16 protein-coding genes and 1 tRNA gene are annotated in these 23,795 nt (G+C 34.1%); 8 read left to right on the plus strand and 9 right to left on the minus strand.

What is annotated here, in order from left to right; genetic code table 11:
• Positions 1-180 precede the first annotated feature (180 nt).
• From folP to FG167_RS01370, 4 genes are read left to right on the plus strand one after another with little or no spacing between them, the layout of a single operon-like run.
• Entirely contained in the window at positions 181-1,005 is an 825-nt protein-coding gene (gene folP, locus FG167_RS01355; RefSeq protein ID WP_203459706.1) for a dihydropteroate synthase, read from the plus strand.
• Positions 1,005-1,700, plus strand: a complete 696-nt coding sequence (locus FG167_RS01360) for a hypothetical protein (protein ID WP_203459707.1) — start codon at positions 1,005-1,007, stop codon at positions 1,698-1,700. Before folP ends, FG167_RS01360 begins: the two co-directional genes overlap by 1 nt.
• 35 nt (positions 1,701-1,735) lie before the next feature.
• On the plus strand, positions 1,736-2,521 hold the full coding sequence (locus FG167_RS01365; protein ID WP_203459708.1) for a diadenylate cyclase: 786 nt from the start codon (positions 1,736-1,738) through the stop codon (positions 2,519-2,521).
• A gap of 1 nt (position 2,522) precedes the next feature.
• Positions 2,523-3,317, plus strand: coding sequence for a DUF3667 domain-containing protein (locus tag FG167_RS01370; RefSeq protein WP_203459709.1), 795 nt, complete (start codon positions 2,523-2,525; stop codon positions 3,315-3,317).
• On the opposite strand, the gene FG167_RS01375 is transcribed toward FG167_RS01370, so the two are convergent.
• Together FG167_RS01375 and truA are read right to left on the minus strand one after the other, a co-directional pair.
• Entirely contained in the window at positions 3,314-5,083 is a 1,770-nt protein-coding gene (locus FG167_RS01375; protein ID WP_203459710.1) for an ABC transporter ATP-binding protein, read from the minus strand. The genes FG167_RS01370 and FG167_RS01375 overlap by 4 nt on opposite strands.
• On the minus strand, positions 5,073-5,822 hold the full coding sequence (truA, locus tag FG167_RS01380; protein ID WP_203459711.1) for a tRNA pseudouridine(38-40) synthase TruA: 750 nt from the start codon (positions 5,820-5,822) through the stop codon (positions 5,073-5,075). Before truA ends, FG167_RS01375 begins: the two co-directional genes overlap by 11 nt.
• A gap of 185 nt (positions 5,823-6,007) precedes the next feature.
• Between truA and FG167_RS01385 the strand changes: the two genes are divergently transcribed.
• Complete coding sequence (locus FG167_RS01385; protein ID WP_203459712.1) at positions 6,008-6,499, plus strand: metallophosphoesterase; 492 nt, start codon at positions 6,008-6,010, stop codon at positions 6,497-6,499.
• A gap of 51 nt (positions 6,500-6,550) precedes the next feature.
• Here the strand turns inward: FG167_RS01385 and FG167_RS01390 are convergent, their stop codons facing one another.
• Both FG167_RS01390 and FG167_RS01395 read right to left on the minus strand, forming a co-directional pair.
• Positions 6,551-7,045: a hypothetical protein gene (locus FG167_RS01390; RefSeq protein ID WP_203459713.1), complete on the minus strand. Its 495-nt coding sequence runs from the start codon at positions 7,043-7,045 to the stop codon at positions 6,551-6,553.
• Positions 7,046-7,161: 116 nt separating this feature from the next.
• The gene (locus FG167_RS01395) at positions 7,162-7,572 is read right to left on the minus strand and encodes a DUF4293 domain-containing protein (RefSeq protein WP_203459714.1); all 411 of its coding nucleotides are present in this window, start codon (positions 7,570-7,572) and stop codon (positions 7,162-7,164) included.
• 198 nt (positions 7,573-7,770) lie between these two features.
• On the opposite strand from FG167_RS01395, the gene rho reads away from it, so the two are divergent.
• The gene (rho, locus tag FG167_RS01400) at positions 7,771-9,426 is read left to right on the plus strand and encodes a transcription termination factor Rho (RefSeq protein WP_203459715.1); all 1,656 of its coding nucleotides are present in this window, start codon (positions 7,771-7,773) and stop codon (positions 9,424-9,426) included.
• 323 nt (positions 9,427-9,749) lie between these two features.
• Here the strand turns inward: rho and rpsT are convergent, their stop codons facing one another.
• From rpsT to proS, 3 genes are all read right to left on the minus strand, one after another.
• On the minus strand, positions 9,750-10,001 hold the full coding sequence (gene rpsT, locus FG167_RS01405; protein WP_203459716.1) for a 30S ribosomal protein S20: 252 nt from the start codon (positions 9,999-10,001) through the stop codon (positions 9,750-9,752).
• Positions 10,002-10,033: 32 nt separating this feature from the next.
• Positions 10,034-10,105: transfer RNA gene (locus FG167_RS01410), tRNA-Glu, on the minus strand.
• A gap of 172 nt (positions 10,106-10,277) precedes the next feature.
• Positions 10,278-11,756, minus strand: a complete 1,479-nt coding sequence (proS, locus tag FG167_RS01415) for a proline--tRNA ligase (RefSeq protein ID WP_203459717.1) — start codon at positions 11,754-11,756, stop codon at positions 10,278-10,280.
• A gap of 101 nt (positions 11,757-11,857) precedes the next feature.
• On the opposite strand from proS, the gene FG167_RS01420 reads away from it, so the two are divergent.
• On the plus strand, positions 11,858-12,877 hold the full coding sequence (locus tag FG167_RS01420) for a hypothetical protein (RefSeq protein ID WP_203459718.1): 1,020 nt from the start codon (positions 11,858-11,860) through the stop codon (positions 12,875-12,877).
• Positions 12,878-12,976: 99 nt separating this feature from the next.
• Positions 12,977-14,569: an OmpP1/FadL family transporter gene (locus FG167_RS01425; protein WP_203459719.1), complete on the plus strand. Its 1,593-nt coding sequence runs from the start codon at positions 12,977-12,979 to the stop codon at positions 14,567-14,569.
• 74 nt (positions 14,570-14,643) lie between these two features.
• On the opposite strand, the gene FG167_RS17385 is transcribed toward FG167_RS01425, so the two are convergent.
• Both FG167_RS17385 and FG167_RS01435 read right to left on the minus strand, forming a co-directional pair.
• On the minus strand, positions 14,644-16,503 hold the full coding sequence (locus tag FG167_RS17385; protein ID WP_239004426.1) for a T9SS type B sorting domain-containing protein: 1,860 nt from the start codon (positions 16,501-16,503) through the stop codon (positions 14,644-14,646).
• A 25-nt stretch (positions 16,504-16,528) separates the two neighbouring features.
• Positions 16,529-23,692, minus strand: a complete 7,164-nt coding sequence (locus FG167_RS01435) for an Ig-like domain-containing protein (RefSeq protein ID WP_203459720.1) — start codon at positions 23,690-23,692, stop codon at positions 16,529-16,531.
• Positions 23,693-23,795: the final 103 nt, after the last annotated feature.

Below are 23,795 nucleotides of genomic sequence, written 5' to 3' on the forward strand. Positions count from 1 at the left end.
CATTTTCGGTTAAAAACAAAAAATCAAGATGAGTTCAAAATGAATTTTGCGTAAATTTCGCATAAATAGTTCAGAGTGCAAAGTTTCGGGTTTTAAAGTTTTACTTCAACCACGAATACTTTTACGAAACTAAATAATATATAACCTAAAAAGAGATTCCTGCTTTCGCAGGAAATGAATATGACAATAAATTGCAAAGGAAAACTCATCGATGTCACAACACCAAAAGTGATGGGGATTTTAAATCTTACCCCAGATTCTTTTTATGATGGCGGAAAATATAAAAACGAAAGCGAAATTTTATCGCAAGTCTATATGATGCTTAAAAACGAAGCGACTTTTGTAGATATTGGTGCGTATAGCTCTAGACCAAATGCAACACATATTAGCGAAGCCGAAGAGTTACAACGTTTGTTACCAATTATTGAATTACTAATTAAAGAGTTTCCAGAAATCATTATTTCTACAGATACCTTTAGAAGTGAAGTTGCAAAACAGTCTGTGCAAGCGGGAGCTGCATTAATTAATGATATTTCCGCTGGAAAGCTAGACGAAAACATGTTGCAGACTGTGGCTAATTTACAAGTTCCTTATATTATGATGCATATGAAAGGTACTCCGCAAACCATGCAAGCCCAAGCAAATTATAAAAATATCATGAAAGAATTGCTTTTTTATTTTTCGGAAAGAATAAACGAAGCAAAAAAACTAGGTATTAAAGATATGATTGTAGATCCTGGTTTTGGATTTGCAAAAAATACAACACATAATTTTGAAGTACTGAAACAATTAGAACTACTAAAATTATTAGAACTACCAATACTTGCAGGCGTTTCTAGAAAATCGATGATTTACAAAACACTAAACAACACAGCAAAAGAAGCTTTAAACGGAACCACCGTTTTAAATACGGTTGCTTTACAAAAAGGAGCGAATATTTTACGTGTACATGATGTAAAAGAAGCAACAGAATCCATTAAATTAATAGCACAACTTGCCAACTAATGAAACATTTATTTTACTTATTGACCTTTATTTTAATTACCTCTTGTGGTTCTGAAAAAACGATACAATTACCAGAAATTAGCCATACAGAAATCACAGAAGTTCTAGACATTTCTCCTGCTTATATTTTCTATGACGAAACAAAACCGGACAGTTTAGAACTCAATCGAAAAAATTTAATTAGCACCACCAATTGGTTAGTGAATGTGGATAAAAGATTAACGCTAGACCAAGTAATTCCGCAGATAACTTTTATACAGAATAAAAAGAAGAATTCTAGCCATAAAAAAGAAGGTGTGAAAAATTATTACACTTGTAATGACACAAGTATTAAAAACTTAGGTTTTTTGGAGTTTACTGATGTTATGTATAGATCCTATACCGATGAAGAAGCATTTGAAGTTGACAATACCATTTTTGTATTAAATATTATGGTAAACAGTATGGATGAGATATTCATCCAGTCTTTTTTGCCCGAAACCGTAAACACAAATAAAACGATTATTGACGGCATTCTTTCGGATGTAAACACACTAAAAGTTTCCAATGGGTTGGATTTAGATTCTAGTGATTTTACGGTAAACTTACATTTTAATAGAAACCTTAGTTTTCAAGAATACATTAGCATTAAATCGCTATTTCGTGTTTTTGATACAGAAGGACCAACAGTTTCTAAAAACGAATTTATTTATTAATCTTAATTTACTAAATTTACAAAAACCCCCAACCATTGGAAATATTTGACGATTTACTAAAATTCACCATCGTAGACATTATAGATGTTATTTTGGTAGCATTACTTCTCTACTATGTTTATAAGTTAGTAAAAGGTACTGTTGCGATTAATATATTTATCGGAATTGTAATTATTTATATCATTTGGAAAATTACACAAGCACTACAAATGCAACTGTTGAGTAATATTCTTGGTGGTTTTATTAGCGTAGGAATGTTTGCCCTTATTGTTGTTTTTCAGCAAGAGATTAGAAAATTTCTACTTATGATTGGTTCTACCAATTTTGGGAGTCGGAAAAAATTCTTTAAACAGCTTAAATTTTTACAAACCGAAACTAGCGACGGTACAGATGTAGACGTTATTATTGCTGCATGTACAAAAATGGGAGCCTCCAGAACTGGAGCACTTATTGTTTTAGAACATAATAATAGCCTAGACTTTTTAAAGGCAACAGGAGATGTCATGAATATTGAAGTGACGCAACCTATTATAGAAAGCATCTTTTTTAAAAATAGTCCGTTACACGATGGTGCCATTATTATTGAAAACAATGTAGTAAAAGCAACCCGAGTTATCTTACCCGTAAATAATGAAAAAACCTTACCACAACGTTTTGGTTTACGCCATAGAGCTGCTGTTGGTATTACGGAAAAAACAGATGCATTAGCTTTGGCAGTAAGTGAAGAAACCGGACAAATATCTTATTTTAAAGGTGGGGAATTTGTTATGTTTAAAGACACCGAAGAACTAGCCGAATTAATAAAAAAAGATCTAGCCTAATATGACTTGTAAAAATTGTGACTCTCTTTTAAAAGAACAAGATGATTTTTGCAATAGTTGCGGAGCGAAAGTGATTAGAAATAGGTTAACCATTAGAAACCTTTTTGAACATTTTAGTGAAACGTTTTTTAACTACGACAATAAACTTCTAAGAACTTTTATTACGCTATTTACAAAACCCGAAGATGTAATTGGGGGGTATATTCAAGGGGTTAGAAAAAAATATGTAAATGTAATAAGCTATTTTGCGCTTGCTCTTACCCTGCTTGGAATACAAATGTTTATTCTAAATAAAATCTTTCCAGATTATTTAGATTTTTCGTCTCTCGCAACCGATGGAGCAGAGGATCTCCAAAAAAAGAATATGGATTTACTGATGGAATATCAATCTTTCGTCATGATGTTATATGTTCCATTTTACGCCTTATTATCTAAGTTAGTTTTTTTCAATTTAAAGAAATTCAACTATACAGAGCATGTAGTTATTTTCATGTACATTCTTGCTCAATCATCTATTGCAGGAACTGTTATTACAGTTTTATTTGCTACGTTTGATCTCTCTATTCTATTCCTGACTTATGGAGTAATTCTACCGTTTCAAATACTATATTCTGCTTATTGTTTAAAAAAATTATATCAATTAAGCTTAAAGGAAATAATATTAAGAACCTTTTTATTCCTAATATTCTTAACTATTCTTTCTATATTATTCATCATAATATTTGTTGCCTATATGATTTTTTCTGGTGGTTTTGAAGAGATGAAAGCTGCTCAAAAAGCAGTTTCTATAATTTAAACCTCTTCCGCTTGCATAAACTGCACTTCGTATAAGTTTTTATAGTAACCATCTTGCTTTTTAAGTAGTTCTTGATGTGTTCCTTCCTCTACAATTTTTCCAGCATCCATAACAATAATTTTGTCCGCTTTTTTAATGGTTGCTAATCTATGTGCAATCACAATAGAGGTTCTTCCTTTTGTAATCTTATCGGTTGCATTTTGAATTAATTGCTCGGAATACGAATCTACAGAAGAAGTAGCTTCATCTAAAACCAATATACTAGGATTGGTTACATAGGCTCTTAAAAATGAAATTAATTGTCGTTGTCCTGAAGAAAGCATTGCTCCTCTTTCTTTTACATTATAATGGTAACCATGAGGTAAGCTCATAATAAACTCATGAATTCCTATTTCCTTTGCTGCACGTTGTACTTCTGCTTCCGTTATTTCCGGATTATTTAAAGTAATATTATTTAAAATAGTATCTGCAAACAAAAAAACATCTTGTAAAACTACTGCTATTTTAGAACGTAACGAAGCTAATGTAAGATCCTTAATATTAAAACCATCAATAGTAATTGTCCCGCTATTGATTTCATAAAAACGATTCAATAAATTTATAATTGTCGATTTTCCTGCTCCAGTAGCGCCAACAATAGCAACCGTATCTCCTGCATGCACCTCAAAAGAAATACCTTTTAACACCTCTTCATCTTCCACATAACTAAAGTGTACATCTTTAAAAACTATATTTCCATCAAAATGCGAAACTACTTGTGTTCCGGCATCATCAATTTGCGATGTAGTATCTAAAATTTTAAACACTCTATTAGCTGCTACCATTCCCATTTGTAGCGTATTAAATTTATCTGCAATCTGACGCAATGGTCTAAAAAGCATAGGAATAAACATAGTAAAAGCAATTAAAACCCCCAAAGAAACAGAGTTATCTTCTACAACATTTAAACCTCCATACCAAACGATTAATCCGATGGTAATAGAAGAAGAAAGATCTGCAATAGGAAAGAAAATAGAATTATACCAGACCGTTTTTAACCATCCTTTTTTATGTCTTTCGTTTATTGCTTTAAATTTTTTATACTCGGTATCTTCTCTAGTAAAAAGTTGTAAAATTTTCATTCCAGTAACACGTTCTTGTACAAAGGAATTTAAATTGGAAACTTCGGTACGGACTTCTTCTAAAGCGCGTTTCATGTATTTCTGAAAAATTCTAGTAGCATACAACACCAACGGAAGCATAGCAAAAACAATAAGACTTAATTTCCAATTCATAAAAATCATAACAGCCGAAACCACAACCATGGTAAGCAAATCTCTAAAAATCATAAACAAACCTTCGCCAAAAATATCGGCAATACGTTCCATATCCGATACCGAACGTGTAATCAAAACACCAACCGAAGAATTATCATAATACTTCATTTTAAACTGAAGTAAGTGATTAAATAATTTCACACGAATATCTTTAACCACATTTTTCCCTAGCCAGCCAGCATAATAAATGAAAAATAACTGAAACACGGTTTGTGCAATTAATAAACCAAGCATGATTACTATTAAAAATAGAAAACCTTCTGGATCTCGATTCGTTACATTATGATCTACTACATATTGTGTTATATACGGAATTGCAGAACTAAAAGCTGCTAATAAAATAACCGCAAAAAATACACCTATAAAAACCTTTTTATAGGGTTTTGTATAATACGATAGACGTTTTAAAAGTCCTATATCTAATATTTTATCTTGTTTTTTATTTGCCATATTTTATAGACTCTGGGTATGCTACTTCTGTTAAGTAAAGTGCATGTGCTGGGACAGAATAGCCAGCTTCACTTCTATTTTTTGATTTAATTATTTCATGCATGGTTTCTACTTTTATTTTTCCTAAACCAATTCGTATTAAAGTACCAACTATAGCGCGTACCATATTACGTAAAAAACGATCTGCTTTAATAGTAAACTGTAATTCTTGATCTACTAATTTCCAATCGGCATGCATAATATCACAATTATACGTTTTTACATCTGTATTCGTTTTAGAAAAGCATTGAAAATCTTTATACTGCAATAAAATTTGCGCAGCTTCCTGCATTTTATCTATATCTAATTGAGGTCTTACATAATAGGACAGATCCATATTAAAGACATCTTTTTTCAGTGCTACACGATACAAATACTCCCTGCTTTGTGCATGAAACCTAGCATGCGCATCTTCAATTACTTTAAAAACATTCTGAATAGCAATATCTTGCGGCAACAAAGCATTTAATTTATAGACTAATTCTGTTTCTAAAAAAATAACTTCGGTACTAAAATGCGCAAACATTTGCGAAGCATGAACTCCTGCATCTGTACGTCCTGCTCCTACAATAGCTGTTTCTTCTTTAAGTAAAACACTTAATGCTTTTTCTATAACTTCTTGTACTGTAATTGCATTGGGCTGATTTTGCCAACCATGATATGCGGCGCCATTATAAGAAAGTTGTAAAAAATATTTCAAGTTAAAGTAGTATTTTTGTAAAAGGCAAAGATAGAATTTTAATCTATCTTTAAATTTCAAATAAAAGTTAATTAATCTTAAGATTTCACATTATAAATCTTAATCCCTAAAAAACAGATTTCCACTTTCGTGGAATAAATAATACAACTAAAAATAAAAGATTCCCACTTTCGTGGGAAATAAATATGACCAAAATACTCCTACTCTCAGACACACATAGTTATATAGACGATGCCATATTAAAGCATGTAAAACAAGCAGACGAAGTATGGCACGCTGGAGATATTGGCGATTTAAAAGTAACCGATGCAATTAAAAAACTAAAACCGCTTCGTGCCGTTTATGGAAACATTGATGACAATAAGGCTAGAATGGAATTTCCGGAAAACAATCGTTTTATGTGTGAAGGTGTAGATGTTTGGATTACACATATTGGTGGTTACCCAAATAGATATGATATTAGAATACGAGACGAGATAAAAAAAAATCCGCCAAAACTTTTTATTTCTGGTCACTCGCATATTTTAAAAGTGATGCAAGACAAGAAATTAAATCTTTTACACATGAATCCTGGAGCGTCTGGTAAACACGGATTTCAACAAGTAAGAACCATGCTTCGTTTTGTTATTGATGGTGAAAAAATAAAAGATTTAGAGGTTGTGGAGTTTGAAAATTGAAAAATGCCAAAACTTTCATCTTGGCATTTTTATATTATTTTTTTTATCATGTTAAATTAAAACAGTCTCTGATTTAGTACACTTCTTACTCGTATCAGTCCCACAACCCGAGCAAGTACAAGTACTACCATCTACTTCTAAACGACATCCATTAGGACAACCTATGCATGTGCATTCTTTTGCCCATAATTTATAAGTACCTTTACCATCATTTATTAAGAATGCACCAGTTTCAATAGTACCATCTTTGCTTGTTGTTTTTAAAAAGTACAACTTATTACTTTGTTCATCATACGTTTCAATAATTTCAAAAGTAATTAATTCTACCAAATAACCTTCCTCTTTCATTTGTTTTTCCCATTGAATTTTCAATAAGTTAGTAGAAATTTTGTCTCCCTCTAAATTAATTAATTCAACATTGGAAATTTCTTCAACTTTTAACGATTCTTGACCTACAATAAATTCTTGATCATCTTTACTACAAGAAGTAAAAAATACAGTAATTGTTAGTAAAACAAAAACGGATATTAATATACTTTTTTTCATGCAACTAATTTTAGAAATTAATAACTACAATATAATAATATGCAAGAAATTTTTCCATAAAAAAGCCCAAGATCTTCACCTTGGGCTCACGCACTAATACTACTAAGATGATAGGTTTATCGTAATCTATCCACAGATTTTACAAGATCTTCATCCTTCTTAATGGCCTTATTAGCTAAAACTAATAACACGATAGAAATAATAGGAAGAAAAATCCCAATACCTTTCTCAGAAACAATAGTCTCTCCAGATAAGTTTAGCGATTGATACACAAATAATCCTAGTAAAAAAAGATTTAATATGATGTTAAGTCGTCCCAACATAAATTGAGACTTCCTATTTTTAAACATAAATATAGATATTAAAGATAAAGCTGCTGAGCCTAAAAACAATCCAAAATACAACATATTATCTTTAGCAAACACCAAAGTATCATTTACAGTAGTCCATAAATTAAACACAAAAGTTAAACCAGCAGAAACAACTGCGGCTAATAAAAGATAAATACTTTGAATACGTTGAATCATAAAATTCCTTAAATATTGAGTACAAAAATAACAGTTTCTTTTATAAAAAGAACAGAAAAACTTAAAATAAAGTCGTATAATTGCAATAACAATATGTAACGTTCACAGTTATACCTTGTTAATTCTTCAGAATAAGATCTATTTTTCTTCAAAATAATTCAAATTCTATATCTAACACAAAATATTCAATTCAACATAATGTTTGAAATCACACAATTAAAAGAAATGAAGCTTCCTGAGTTACAGGAAATAGCGAAAACTTTAAACGTATCTAAGTATCGTACTTTAAAAAAACTAGACTTAGTATACCAAATACTAGATCACCAAGCTGCAAATCCTAAAGCTGTAGCTGCAGTTGCACCAGTGGCAAAACCTGTTGAAAAAACAGAAGTAAAAAAACCAAGACAAAGAGTTCAAAAGCCTGCTACACAAAAACCAGCAGCGCAAAAGCCTACTCCAAAGGCTCCAGTAAAAAGTGAAGAAGTTGTTGCTACAGAAACTAAAGTAGAAGAAAAACAACAACCTAAGCCAAAGTCTAAACCTAATCCAAGACCAAAGCCGCAAGCAAAAAGAGAACCGCAAAAAGAAAAAACAGATTCTAAAAGCGACAAAACGGAAAAAGTAGAAAAGCCTAGAGAAAATAAAAAACCGCAACACAAAAACCAAAACCAGAATAAAAACACTGGAAATAACGGAAACAAAGACACTAGAAATCGTTACAGAGAACCAGATTTTGAGTTCGATGCAATAATTGAAAGTGAAGGTGTTTTAGATGTTATGCAAGATGGTTACGGATTTTTACGTTCTTCCGATTACAACTACCTATCTTCTCCTGATGATATTTATGTATCACAATCACAAATTCGTTTATTCGGACTAAAAGTTGGAGATACTGTTTTAGGAAATGTGCGTCCGCCAAAAGAAGGTGAAAAATATTTCCCATTAATTAAAGTAAGTAAAATAAATGGTCAAGATCCAAATGTAGTAAGAGATCGTGTTGCTTTCGAGCATTTAACCCCTTTATTTCCACAAGAAAAATTCAACATTGCCGAAAAGCAAGCGACTATCTCTACACGAATCATGGATTTGTTTGCACCAATTGGTAAAGGACAACGTGGTATGATTGTATCGCAACCAAAAACCGGTAAAACCATGTTACTTAAGGATGTTGCAAATGCTATTGCAGCAAATCATCCAGAAGTATACCAAATGATTTTACTAATTGATGAAAGACCAGAAGAAGTAACAGATATGCAACGTAATGTACGTGGTGAAGTTATTGCCTCTACTTTTGATAAAGAAGCACACGAGCACGTAAAAATTGCAAACATTGTTTTAGAAAAAGCAAAACGCTTGGTAGAATGCGGACATGATGTAGTTATTCTTTTAGATTCTATTACACGTCTTGCAAGAGCATACAACTCGGTACAACCAGCATCTGGTAAAATATTAAGTGGTGGTGTAGATGCCAATGCATTACACAAACCAAAACGTTTCTTTGGTGCAGCACGTAACATTGAAAACGGAGGATCTTTAACTATTATAGCTACCGCTTTAACAGAAACTGGTTCTAAGATGGACGAAGTTATCTTTGAAGAATTTAAAGGAACTGGTAACATGGAACTACAATTAGATCGTAAGATTTCTAATCGTAGAATTTTCCCTGCTATTGATTTAACATCTTCTAGTACGCGTCGTGATGATATTCTATTAGACGAAACAACTATCAAAAGAATGTGGGTAATGCGTAAGTATCTTGCAGATATGAATCCTGTAGAAGCTATGGAATTCATTAACGAGAGATTTAAGCAAACTAGAAACAACGAAGAGTTTTTAATTTCTATGAACGGATAAACCACTTCACATATACATAAAAAAGCCTTGAGATGATTCTCAAGGCTTTTTTTATGCGCTTTATAAGCACTTATATAATATTTACTTTACGTCTTTGGGCGTTTACTACTCCGCTTAACAAGTTTTATACATAGCTATTAACAAAATCTTAAAGCTACGTAGCACTGCGCTATACACTACTAGTTTTGGCTCGAAGCGTCCGCTCACCAAAAGCTAACCGTTTCTATCACTAACGCAAATAGTAACTATGAAACAAAATATAGCAAACAAAAAAAGCTCCTCCAATGGAGAAGCTTCTTATAATTTCTTGTAGAAGTTACGACTTATAACGCAGCAACATGCTTAGCTAAACCTGACTTAAGGTTTGCAGCTTTATTAGCGTGTATTACGTTTTTCTTAGCTAATCTATCTAACATAGATACTACAGAAGGAAATAAAGCATCTGCTTCTTTCTTATCCGTTAACTCACGTAATTTCTTGATAGCATTACGAGTTGTCTTATGCTGATACTTATTTCTTAAACGTTTAGCTTCGTTACTTCTAATTCTTTTTAACGCTGACTTATGATTTGCCATTTGTTTGTTTTTTTCTTTTTATTAAAAAATTGTAGCCCGTAGGGGAATCGAACCCCTCTTACATGGATGAAAACCATGCGTCCTAGCCGATAGACGAACGGGCCATTTTTGCTTTTGAGATTGCAAATATAATTATTATTTTTAAACCCACAATAATTATTTTTAAAATTTGCAATTACTTTCAAAAAACTCACAACGTTTCCATTGCGGATGCAAAAATACAACTATTTTTAAATGTTGCAATAGCTAAGCTATATTTTTTTAAAAAAATTTCAATTAATATGCTTTTGCAAACAATACTCTACGCTTAGAAGGTTTTCCTGTAAACACACATTTCCCTTCTTCCTCTTTTGTATCCATTGGTATACAGCGTATTGTAGCTTTTGTGATCTCTTGAATCTTATCTTCGGTTTCTGTTGTGCCATCCCAGTGCGCAGAAATAAATCCTCCTTTATTTTTTAAAATATCTTTAAAATCATCGAAATTATCTACTTCAGTGGTGTGAGAATCTCTAAAATCTAGTGCTTTTTTGTATAAATTATTCTGAATTTCTTCTAATAAACGCTCCACCGTAGAAGTTAAATTATCTATTGCAATCACTTCTTTTGTCTTTGTATCACGTCTAGCAATCTCTACAGTGCCATTTTCTAAATCTTTTGGTCCAATTGCAATACGTAATGGTACTCCTTGTAATTCGTGTTGTGCAAACTTAGCTCCTGGTCTGTACGAATCTCTATTATCATATTTTACAGAAACTCCTTTGGCATTTAAATCGCTTTTAATAAGATTCGCAATCTTACTAACTTCTTCAAATTGCTCGTCTGTTTTATATATAGGAACAATAACCACTTGGTTTGGCGCTAAACTTGGAGGCAATACTAACCCTTCATCATCACTATGCGTCATAATTAAGGCTCCCATTAATCTTGTAGAAACTCCCCATGATGTTGCCCATACATAATCTTTCTTCCCTTCTTTAGAAGTAAACTTCACGTCGAAAGCCTTTGCAAAATTCTGACCTAAAAAGTGCGATGTTCCTGCTTGTAATGCTTTTCCGTCTTGCATTAAAGCTTCAATACAATAAGTCTCTTCTGCACCTGCAAAACGTTCACTTTCTGTTTTTACACCTTTTACAACAGGAATTGCCATAAAATTTTCAGCAAAAGTTGCATAAACGTTATTCATTAATTCTGCTTCTTTAATAGCTTCACCTTTTGTTGCATGTGCGGTATGTCCTTCTTGCCATAAAAACTCTGCAGTACGAAGAAATAAACGTGTACGCATTTCCCAACGCACTACATTTGCCCATTGGTTAATTAATAATGGTAAATCTCTATAAGATTGAATCCATCCTTTAAAGGTGCTCCATATAATAGCCTCACTAGTTGGTCTTACTACTAATTCTTCTTCTAATTTTGCTTCCGGATCTACACGAAGTTTCCCAGGGTTGTCTGGATCATTTTGTAATCTATAATGTGTAACAACGGCGCATTCTTTTGCAAAGCCTTCTGCATTTTTTTCTTCCGCTTCAAACAAGCTTTTCGGTACAAAAAGTGGAAAATAGGCGTTTTGATGTCCTGTTTCTTTAAACATTTTATCTAATTCTGCTTGCATTTTTTCCCAGATGGCATAACCATAAGGTTTAATTACCATACATCCGCGAACTGCTGAGTTCTCTGCTAAATCAGCCTTCACAACCAATTCGTTATACCATTTTGAGTAGTCTTCTGCTCTACTTGTTAGTTTTTTGCTCATATACAGGGTTTTGGCACAAATATTGTGACTATGTTAAATAATGAAATAGTTCAGCAAAACTAACTATTTTTGTATAGTTCAACAATTAAATCTTAAGAGATATGCAATTTAAAAAATACACCAAAGCACAAATGCCTTTTTTAGCGCTATTAGCTATAGCTTTTGTTTTGGCTTCTTGTGGTTCTTCACAATATGCTAGCGAAGATAATGATGGTATTTATGGAACAAGCCAAGAACCTGTAGCAAATAATGAGGTAGCTCAAGACGATAGCAGTTTATACTACAAAAATTATTTTAAGGAACAAGCTACAGAATATGACTATATAACAGAAGAAGAAGAAAAGGATGGTGACGTTTTTACAGATGTTGACTCTTATGAAGGTAATTATGCAGAACAAGATGGTACAGAACAGCAATCTTATGCAGGCTGGGGACAAGACACTAATGATGTAACCATAAATGTATACTCTAACTTTGGTGGTTATGGTTATAATAATTGGTATAGACCTTATGGATATGGTTATTCTCCATACTGGAGTTCTGGTTGGGGTTACTCTGGTTTTTATGATCCTTTTTGGTGTTCTCCTTATTATGGTGGATACTATGTATATGGCGGATATTACAACTCTCCGTACTGGAACAACTATGGCTACAACCATTATTACGGTAGAAATAATATTGCATACCACCACTCAAGACGTGGCAGTAACTTAAACAGATATAATAGTATTTCAAGAAGAAGTAGTGCGATAACCGGAAGAAACAACACAACGAGACCTAGAGTTCAAACAACATCTCCTAGAAGTGGAAACTCTACAGCAACGCAATCTACTACTAGACCTAGAACAAATACAACGACTACTACTAGACCTAGAACGAATACAACGACTACCACTAGACCTAGAACAAATACAACGACTACTAAACCTAGAACAAATACAACAACTACTAAACCTAGAACGAATTCAACGACTACTAAACCTAGAACGAATACAACGACTACTAGACCTAGAACGAATACGTATTCTACACCTAGATCTTCTTCAAATAGAAGTAGTTCTTCCTCAAGAAGCAGCTCTTCAAGCAGAAGTGGTTCTTCCAGTAGCAGCAGCAGAAGATAAATTCAATTAAAAAAAAAAAAAAGAATACGAACGAGCTAACAAACCAATTTATTTAAAGGTGTTAGCTCGTTTTATTTATACTAATTAAATTAATTACACATGAAAAAAGGAATCTTATTATGCTTAGGCTTTATAACTATTTCACTAACTAATGCACAGGACATTACAGATGCTTTACGTTATGCTAAAGATGATGTACAAGGAACTGCAAGATACAGAGCCTTAAGTGGTGCTTTTGGAGCCCTTGGTGGAGATATGAGTGCTATAACCATTAATCCTGCAGGATCTTCTGTTTTTAACGATAGTCACATATCTATATCTCTCTCTAACCAAAACAACAAAACAGAAACGCAATATTTTAATGGTAAAGAGGATACTTCAGATTCTAATTTCGATTTAAATCAAATTGGAGCCGCTTTTGTTTTTAATAATAGAAATGCAAATTCGAATTGGAAAAAATTCACATTAGGAGTTACTTACAATAAAATTGAAGATTACAATAACGATTGGTTTGCACATGGAACAAACAATAGAAACTCTATTGGAAATTATTTTTTAGAAAATGCACAAGGCCAAGAGCTGTTTGTATTTTACCCTTCTAACAATGAATTATCCCAATACTTTAATATTAATGAAAACTTAATTGCTAACAATGATAATTTATACAACGAATTGAGTTACCAATTTCTAGGAGAAGTAGAAAACAGTCAACAGCAACAAAACTTTTTAGGTTATCAATCTTTTATTTTAGAACCGGAAACAACTGACAACACCAACACCGTTTACACATCTAATATAGCGGATGGAGAATACAGACAAGAGTATACTTACGCAGCAACAGGTTATAACGGAAAATTTACAATTAACGCTTCTACCCAATATGGCGAAAATCTATTTTTAGGAGTTAATATTAACACCCATTTTATAAACTACGAGCATACAACTTACTTATTTGAACAAAATAACAATGCAGGTTCTTTAATTAATGAAGTTGGTTTTAAAAATAGCTTAAAAACCATTGGTTCTGGAGTATCGATACAACTTGGTGGTATTTTAAAAGTAGCAAAACAACTAAGAATTGGTTTATCTTATGATACACCAACTTGGTATACCATTGAAGATGAAACAAGACAATCTATTAAAACATTAAGTTATGATGGAATTGCTTTAGAAGGTGGAGGCACTTTTTACAATGCAAATATAAATCCTAGAGTGATTAACTTATTCGAACAATACAATTTAAAAACGCCTGGAAAATTAACTGGAAGTGTGGCTTATGTTTTTGGAACTCGTGGTTTACTAAGTTTTGATTATTCTGTAAAAGATTATAGTAATACTAAATTTAAACCTAGCTCAGACGCTTATTTTTCTTATCAAAATAGCGTTATTAACGACAACCTAACTACGGCTGCTACTTATAAAATAGGTGGTGAATACAAAATAAAACAGTTTAGCTTAAGAGGTGGTTTTAGATTTGAAGAAAGTCCTTATAAAAACGAAGAAACCGTTGGTGACTTAACAGGGTATTCTTTAGGTCTAGGATATAATTTTGGAAAACTAAAATTAGATCTAACTTTCGATCAATGGCAAAGAGAAACAAACTATCAATTATATCAAGTTGGTTTAACAGATACTGCAAATTTAGATAGTAAAAATGCGAACGTAACCATGTCGGTTAGCTTTAACTTATAAACCGAAATAATCATTAAGCATAAAAAAACCTGAACAATAATTGTTCAGGTTTTTTTATATCCAGTTTTGTTCTATTACCTTTTTAATGAGAAATGAGCTGTAAATTCTTTTTGACTTTTACCTTCTACATAATTATCCACTTTGTAAGCTATAGAGAACCAATAATCATTGGGTGGTAATGGATTCCCTTTAAAGGTTCCATCCCAACCTTTACTGCCAGGACTTAGCTCTTTTAGCAACTTTCCGTATCTATCAAAAACAGAAATTTTAGCATCTAATAATTCACCAATTCCTACAATTTGCCAGGTATCATTATAACCATCATTATTAGGAGTAAATAACAACGGATAACCAACTACAAGAACACTTATAGTCGCTTTTCCGCAACCATTAATATCTCTTGCGGTTATGATATGATTTCCAGGAAGCACATCTTTAAACAAGAATGTATTCGTTCCATTGTTGACAAAAACGCCATTATCTAAACTAAATTCAAAAACGGTATCATTATCACTTACAATATTTGCTTCAATCACATGGTTACCTGCAAAAGTATTTGTTATTACTTCAGCTGTAAAATCCACAGGAGGAGAACCTTCGGTAATGATGGAAATAGTACCAGGATCACCAATTTCTGTAGAACATGTTGTATTATTATCTGTTACTAATACGTTATAAATCCCTGCTATTGTTGGAGCAAAAAAAGAATTGGTACTCAAAATGGTATTTGGATCACTACTTTCTGTCCATTCAAAACTAAAATCTACTGCAGATAATCCTGTTTCTATTATTGGATTAGTAATTTCTTCAGTTCCATTAGTAAAAGTACATATATAATAATCCTCTAAAGAAACTTGTGGTTTCTGTATTACTTCTAAATCTAAAGTTCCTATTACATAACACGCCGTTGCACTAGAACTTGTATTATCTATTCGCACTACAATGGTTTCATTTGGCAAATCGTTTACATAAAAATTAGGTAATGGATTTTCCATAGCATGAGCGTCTATTTCATTTGAAAAATAAGAAACCGAAAAGGAGTTTGCGTCTAATCCATTTAGTATTTCATCATCCCATAAATGCAATTCAAATTCACCAACACCATCGTTTTCTTCAAAATTATCACAAATCACATAAGGATCTATTGCATTTGAAATGACTGGTTTTTCTAAAAACAACACTTCATAAGTAATCGTTTTTATAAGGTTTCCTGAAATATCAAAAACTTCGGCAACATAAGTATTAGAAGTCGTTGCAAAATATACTTCTTCATTTTCACCCGCAATAAGCAATAAAGAACCTGGATTTAAAACATCGTCTTGATACCAGAGAAAAGAATCGGCATCTGTAGTTTGTGCATCTAACGCTAATAAATCTCCTTCACAAGCTTCTATTTCTTCAAGAATAGAACAATCTGTAGCTCCCGCACCAGCGCTTTGATTTACTGTTATATATCCAAATTGACCAGAATAATTCGTTATTAACAACAAATAATATTCTCCTAATATGGCATTATCAATATTAGCTATTTCTGTTTCACTAGGAGAATAGCTACAGTCGATTATATTTAAACTTGTTAAACCAGAATCACAGGCATCTAAAACATCTACAAATGGTCCGTATAATATAAAATCTACATCTAAATTTGGAACACCATTCAAGGTACTACTTTGTTCAATATTCAATTCGACATCACCACTTTCTCCAATCTTAAGAAAAAACCAGGCGGGATAAGGTTGCGTGCTTAAACAACCATAGTCTGGCCCTGCTTCTGCCGTTAAGCTACTTGAAGTGTTTTCAAAAGAAAGCTCTGATGAACTACAAATAGGATCTGCGGATATACAACCTACATCACTTCCATTTTGTTGACCAAAACAAAAAACAAAAGAGAAAACTAATAAAATGCTAAAAAGATATTTTCTTATTTTATTCAATAGTTTAGATGGTTATAATATTAATTTACCTTTTTAAAGTAAAATGAGCCATAAATTCTTTTACACTTGTATCTTCTAAATCATTAGGATCTATATATTCTAAAGAGAACCAATAATCACTTGATGGTAAAGGTTGTCCATTAAAAGTTCCATCCCAACCAAGACTAGTAGGACTTAGTTGTTTTAATAACTTACCATATCTATCAAAGATATAAATTACGGCATCTGGATTAATACCAGAAATTTGCCATGTATCATTATGTCCATCATTATTTGGTGTGAAAAACAAAGGATAGTCTAATACAAAGATGGTGAAATCATCATCTCCACAACCGTCTGCATCTCTAACAGTTATCGTATGGTCTCCAGAAGAAACATTACCAAACGTATATACATTTGTTCCGTTACTTTCAAAAGGTCCATTATCAATACTAAACTCATAAGATGCTCCAGGAATATTATCTACACTTGCTTGAAGCACATTTTCACTTGCAAAGGTTTCCGAAAGAATTACAACGTCTAATCCTGTTGGCGGAATACTATTTGTTACAACAGATATGGTATTAGGATCCCCAACAACAGTTACACAACCCGTATTATTATTTGTTATAAACACACTATACGTTCCTGCAAGTATAGGTTCATAATAAGAATCTGTACCTAAAATAGTAGTAGGATTAGCAGCTTCTGTCCATGCAAAGGAATAATCTACTGTAGACAAACCAGTTTCTATTGTTGGATCATTTACAATATTACCATCATTATCCATACATAGAATAAATGTATCTTGAAGATCTACAATTGGTCTAGGATCCACGGTAAATGTTTCTACTGCAGAACAGCCATTACTATCTGTATACGTAATATCTACTGTACCACCATTTACTCCTGTTACCAATCCTGTATTATCTATTGTAGCTATTGTTGTATCTGAAGAAACCCAAGGATTTGTAGTACTCGCTGTTCCACTTCCTGTTAATTGCGTATCATCTTCTATACATACCGATAAAACACCTGTAATTGTTGGTGTTGCATTAATAGTTACTGTTACCATTATATCACAACCATTAGCGTCGGCATACGTAATATCGGCTGTTCCTGCGCTTACTCCTGTTACTAATCCTGTATTAGAAACTGTAGCTATTGCCGTATCAGAAGAAACCCAAGGTGTTGTTGCTCCTGCTGTTCCGCTTCCTGCTAACTGCGAATCACTTCCTTCGCAAATAATTAAGTTTCCTGAAATAGTTGGAATGGCATTAATAGTAACTGTTACCGTTACATCACAACCATTATCTGAGGTATATGTAATATTTGATGTTCCATTACTCACTCCTGTTACTAACCCTGTATTATCTACAGTAGCTACTGCCATATTTGAAGAAACCCAAGGGGTTGTAGCATTTGCTATTCCACTTCCTATTAACTGTGTAAAATCTCCTTCACAAGCACTTAACGTTCCTGTTATTGTTGGCGTTGCATTAATAGTAACCGTTACTGTTACATCACAACCATTACTATCTGTATACGTAATATCGGCTGATCCAGCACTTACTCCTGTTACCAATCCTGCATTATCTACAGTAGCAATTGCTGTATCTGAAGAAATCCAAGGATTTGTTGCACTTGCTGTTGCACTTCCTGTTAACGAAGTAGTATCTCCTTCACAAGCAATTAAAGTCCCTGTGATTGTTGGTGTTGCATTAATAGTTACGGTTACCGTTATATCACAACCATTAGCATCGGTATATGTAATATCGGCTGTTCCAGCACTTACTCCTGTTACCAATCCAGTATTATCTACTGTAGCTATTGCGGTATCTGAAGAAATCCAAGGCGCAGTTGCATTTGCTGTTCCACTACCGGTTAATTGTGTAGTAAATCCTAAACAAGCGCTTAATGTCCCTGTGATTGTTGGCACTGTAACCGCTACTGTAACTGTTACGGTACAATCGTTACTATCGGTGTACGTAATATCTGCTGAACCACTACTTACTCCTGTTACCAATCCGGTATTATCTACCGTCGCTATTGCTGTATCTGAAGAAACCCATGGCGCAGTTACATTTGCCGTTCCGCTTCCTGTTAACATAGTATTATCTCCGGTACATACCGATAATACACCGGTAATTGTTGGTGTAGCATTAATAGTTACTGTTACCGTTATATCACAACCATTAGCGTCGGCATACGTAATATCTGCAGTTCCAGCACTTACTCCTGTTACTAATCCTGTATTAGAAACTGTAGCTATTGCCGTATCAGAGGAAACCCAAGGAGTTGTTGCTCCTGCTGTTCCACTTCCTGTTAATTGCGTATCAGTTCCTTCGCAAACAATTACGTTTCCTGAAATAGTTGGAATGCCATTAATAGTTACTGTTACCGTTACATCACAACCATTATCAGATGTATATGTAATATCGGTTGTTCCGTTACTTACTCCTGTCACCAACCCTGTATTATCTACTGTAGCAACTGCTGTATCTGAAGAAATCCAAGGCGTTGTTGCATTTGCTATTCCACTTCCTGTTAACTGTGTAACATCTCCTTCACAAGCACTTAACGTTCCTGTAATTGTTGGTGTTACATTAATCGTTACTGTTGCCGTCACATCACAACCATTAGCATCGGTATAGGTAATATCTGCTGTTCCTGTACTTACTCCTGTTACAACTCCAGAATTATCTACTGTTGCTATTGTAGCATCTGAAGAAACCCATGGTGTTGTAGCACTTGCTGTTCCACTTCCTGTTAATGTAGTAGTATCTCCTTCACAGGCACTTAAAGTTCCTGTAATTGTTGGAAGGGCATTAATAGTCACTGTTACCGTTACATCACATCCATTAGCGTCTGTATATGTAATATCGGCTGTTCCAATACTAACTGCTGTTACCAATCCGGCATTATCTATTGTTGCTACTGCCGTATCTGATGAAATCCATGGCGTAGTTGCATTTGCTGTTCCACTTCCTGCTAATTGTGAGGTAAGTCCGGAACAAACACTTAAAGTTCCTGTGATTGTTGGTGTTGCATTTATGGTAACGTTTTCCGTTACTACACAACCATTATCATCGGTATACGTAATACCTACTGTTCCATCACTTATTCCTGTTACCAATCCAGTATTATCTACTGTAGCTATTGCTGTATCTGAAGAAGCCCAAGGTGTTGTTGCACTTGCTGTTCCATTTCCTGTTAATTGCGTAGTATCTCCTATACATGCTGAAAATGTTCCTGTTACAATTGGCGTTGTACAATTCATAGCTGTACACGTAAAAGTAGTTGCTTCAAAACAGGTTCCTGCTCCTCCTATTGGTGTCACTGTTACTATAACAGAATCACTTGCTACTATAGGATCAGAGGCTGTGGATGTTGCTGTATACGTTAAAACATTACCAATATCTCCAATGTTTACTACTGGGTTTCCGTTAATCTGATAAGAAACCGTATACGATGTAGCTCCAGCTATGGTATTCCAATTAAATTGTGTAGAAGTGGTAGTCGAAGTTCCACAACTTACAGAAGGAGATAGTATTGGGTCGATGGTAACTGTTACCGTTGCAGTACAACCGTTAGCATCGGTATATGTTATGTCTGATGTTCCACTAGTTACTCCTGTTACTAAACCTGAAGTATCTACTGTAGCTACTCCGGTATCTGAAGAAATCCAAGGCGCTGTTGCGTTTGCTGTTCCACTTCCGGTTAATTGTGTCGTAGATCCTAAACAAGCTCTTAAAGTACCTGTAATTGTTGGCGTTGCATTTATAGTAACTGTTTCTGTTACAACACAACCAGCATCATTAGTATAGGTAATATCTGCTGTTCCGCTAGTTACTCCCGTTACTAATCCTGTTCCATCTACGGTAGCTACTGCTGTATCAGAAGAAACCCACGGCGTTGTTGCGTTAGCTGTTCCATCTCCTGTTAATTGTGTGGTATCTCCTTCACAAGCACTTAAAGTTCCTGTGATTGTTGGTGTTGCATTTATGGTAACGTTTTCCGTTACTACACAACCATTATCATCGGTATACGTAATACCTACTGTTCCATCACTTATTCCTGTTACCAATCCAGTATTATCTACTGTAGCTATTGCGATATCTGAAGAAACCCATGGCGTCGTTGTATTTGCCGTTCCACTTCCCGTTAATTGGGTAGTATCTCCTTCACAAGCACTTAAAGTTCCTGTGATTGTTGGCGTTGTACAATTCATAGCTGTACATGTAAAAGTTGTTGCTTCAAAACAGGTTCCTGTTCCTCCAACTGGTGTAACAGTTATAGTCACTGTGTCACCTGCTACTATCGGGTTAGAAGCTGTAGATGTTGCTGTATAGGTTAAAAAATTACCAATGTCACCAATGTTTACTACTGGATTTCCGTTAATCTGATACGAAACCGTATACGATGTAGCTCCAGCTATGGTATTCCAATTAAATTGTGTAGAAGTCGTAGTAGAAGTTCCACAACTAATAGCTGGAGATAATATTGGGTTGATGGTTACCGTTTCGGTTACATCACATCCGTTATCATCGGTATATGTAATATCTGATGTTCCACTAGTTACTGATGTTACTAAACCTGAAGCATCTACTGTAGCTACTCCGGTATCTAAAGAAACCCATGGTGTAGTTGCATTTGCTGTTCCGCTTCCTGTTAATTGTGTAGTAGCTCCTAAACAAGCACTTAAAGTTCCTGTAATTGTTGGCGTTGCATTTATGGTAACTGTTACCGTTACATCACAACCAATATCATTAGTATATGTAATATCTGCTGTTCCGCTAGTTACTCCCGTTACTAATCCTGTTCCATCTACGGTAGCTACAGCTGTATCAGAAGAAACCCACGGCGTTGTTACGTTAGCTGTTCCATCTCCTGTTAATTGTGTGGTATCTCCTTCACAAGCACTTAAAGTTCCTGTGATTGTTGGTGTTGCATTTATAGTAATGTTTTCTGTTACTACACAACCATTATCATCGGTATACGTAATACCTACTATTCCATCACTTACTCCGGTTACCAATCCAGTATTATCTACTGTAGCTATTGCGGTATCTGAAGAAACCCATGGCGCCGTTGTATTTGCCGTTCCACTTCCCGTTAATTGGGTAGTTTCTCCTTCACAAGCACTTAAAGTTCCTGTGATTGTTGGCGTTGTACAATTCATAGCTGTACATGTAAAAGTTGTTGCTTCAAAACAGGTTCCTGTTCCTCCAACTGGTGTAACAGTTATAGTCACTGTGTCACCTGCTACTATCGGGTTAGAAGCTGTGGATGTTGCTGTATAGGTTAAAAAATTACCAATGTCACCAATGTTTACTACTGGGTTTCCGTTAATCTGATACGAAACCGTATACGATGTCGTTCCAACTATGGTATTCCAATTAAATTGTGTAGAAGTGGTAGTAGAAGTTCCACAACTTATGGCAGGTGATAATATTGGATTGATGGTTACCGTTACAGTTACATCACATCCATTATCATCCGTATATGTAATATCTGATGTTCCACTAGTTACTGATGTTACTAAACCGGAAGCATCTATTGTAGCTACTCCAGTATCTGAAGAAACCCATGGTGTTGTTGCGTTTGCTGTTCCACTTCCTGTTAATTGCGTAGTTTGTCCTAAACAAGCATTTAAAGTTCCTGTGATAGTTGGGGCAGTACAATTATTAGCGGTACATGAAAAAGTACTAGGTTCAAAACAAGTTCCTGCCCCTCCTAATGGGGATACCGTTATTGTTACATTATCACCTGCTACAATAGGATCTGAAGCTGTGGATGTTGCTGTATAGGTCAAAATATTACCAATATTTCCAATATTTACTATCGGATTTCCGTTAATCTGATAAGAAATGGTATACCCTGTAGCTCCTGGTATTCCAGGCCAATTAAACTGTGTAGAACTGGTAGTAGAAGTTCCACAACTTATAGAAGGAGATAGTATAGGATTAATGGTTACTGTTACTGTTCCAACACATCCTGTATTATCTGAATAGGTAATATCTGCTGTTCCAGGACTTACTCCTGTTACCAATCCTGTGTTATCTACGGTAGCTACTGCTGTATCTGAAGAAACCCATGGTGTTGTTGCACTTGGTATTCCACTTCCTGCTAATTGTGTAGTTTCTCCTTCGCAAATACTTAAATCTCCTGTGATTATTGCTCCAATATTTACATTAACAGTTACATCTCTAGTAACCACAGACATTGGAAAACCACAATCTGGAGTGTATTCTACTTGAGCGGTATAGGTTGTAGTTACTGTTGGGCAAACACTTAATGTTAAATTATTACTTATTACAGCTCCTGTATCATCTAACCAAGAGAAGGTATAATTATCGGATGGCGTACCATCAGAAGGTACAAATTGCCAAGCCTCTAGACTTGTAGCCCAATCGCCTGTATTTCTATTAGGAGGCGTATATGCTACTGTTCCTGCATTATTTTGAATTCCAATTACGGCATTTCCATTATTCCAGTCAGCACACGATGGTTTGTCTAAAATAAGTACCTCTATGATATTTGTTGTTTCATAAAAGATCATCATTTGCGTGGTTCTTAAATTATTACAAGGAGTTCCAGGTATTCCATAATGAGGTACATTAAAATAGCTATATATAAAAGCTCTAAACGGCGCTTCTCCTTTTATCTCCCATCCAATTTCTAGCAAACTAGGATCCCCTATTCTTGGATCCAAATCATGGGCTGCTCCAAATATACTAGGTTCGCTTAAAGTAGGATTCGAATTATTAGGTAAGGTTTCGTTAAAGGACCACCAATTGGAAGTATCACCGGCATTTACATCAAATCGTATCACACCATTACCTCCAACTTGTACTTGATCATAACTATCTCCAAAAAAACAAAAATCAAAAGGTAAATCTATTGGCACACTCCATTGATCATCTTCATAAACACCACCATCAAAAAATACTTGATTTGCTAATCCTGAAAAATTAAATCGTGGATTAAAATCTATTCCTTGAACGGTATACGTATCAGTACTACCATACTCTGTAAAACTGGCCGTAAGATCTGTACACGTAGTTACGCAATCTAAATTAAAACCATTAGAAGAAGTCATGTCTAAAGAATGAGAACCAGGACCTGAACTTACAGGCATTTGATTTCCCACTTGAGCGCATAGAAATTGAACTAGAAAAAAGCTAAATAAAGATAGTAATCTTTTCATGAAGAGATATTTATATTAATGATATAGCAACAAAAACCTAAATTCTGGCTACTAATCATGAAACTTAATTATAATTAATTCGGAAAATTAAGAAAAATTTAGC

This window comes from Lacinutrix sp. WUR7 (assembly GCF_016864015.1).
Taxonomy (GTDB): Bacteria; Bacteroidota; Bacteroidia; order Flavobacteriales; family Flavobacteriaceae; genus Oceanihabitans.

Bases quoted from the DNA above. Each gene is read 5' to 3' on its own strand.
- FG167_RS01385 (WP_203459712.1), top strand. From the start codon at position 6,008: ATGACCAAAATACTCCTACTCTCAGACACACATAGTTATATAGACGAT.
- FG167_RS01370 (WP_203459709.1), top strand. From the start codon at position 2,523: ATGACTTGTAAAAATTGTGACTCTCTTTTAAAAGAACAAGATGATTTT.
- rho (WP_203459715.1), top strand. From the start codon at position 7,771: ATGTTTGAAATCACACAATTAAAAGAAATGAAGCTTCCTGAGTTACAG.
- FG167_RS01390 (WP_203459713.1), bottom strand. From the start codon at position 7,045: ATGAAAAAAAGTATATTAATATCCGTTTTTGTTTTACTAACAATTACT.
- FG167_RS01375 (WP_203459710.1), bottom strand. From the start codon at position 5,083: ATGGCAAATAAAAAACAAGATAAAATATTAGATATAGGACTTTTAAAA.
- FG167_RS01420 (WP_203459718.1), top strand. From the start codon at position 11,858: ATGCAATTTAAAAAATACACCAAAGCACAAATGCCTTTTTTAGCGCTA.
- FG167_RS01395 (WP_203459714.1), bottom strand. From the start codon at position 7,572: ATGATTCAACGTATTCAAAGTATTTATCTTTTATTAGCCGCAGTTGTT.
- FG167_RS01360 (WP_203459707.1), top strand. From the start codon at position 1,005: ATGAAACATTTATTTTACTTATTGACCTTTATTTTAATTACCTCTTGT.
- FG167_RS01435 (WP_203459720.1), bottom strand. From the start codon at position 23,692: ATGAAAAGATTACTATCTTTATTTAGCTTTTTTCTAGTTCAATTTCTA.
- proS (WP_203459717.1), bottom strand. From the start codon at position 11,756: ATGAGCAAAAAACTAACAAGTAGAGCAGAAGACTACTCAAAATGGTAT.
- rpsT (WP_203459716.1), bottom strand. From the start codon at position 10,001: ATGGCAAATCATAAGTCAGCGTTAAAAAGAATTAGAAGTAACGAAGCT.
- folP (WP_203459706.1), top strand. From the start codon at position 181: ATGACAATAAATTGCAAAGGAAAACTCATCGATGTCACAACACCAAAA.
- FG167_RS01425 (WP_203459719.1), top strand. From the start codon at position 12,977: ATGAAAAAAGGAATCTTATTATGCTTAGGCTTTATAACTATTTCACTA.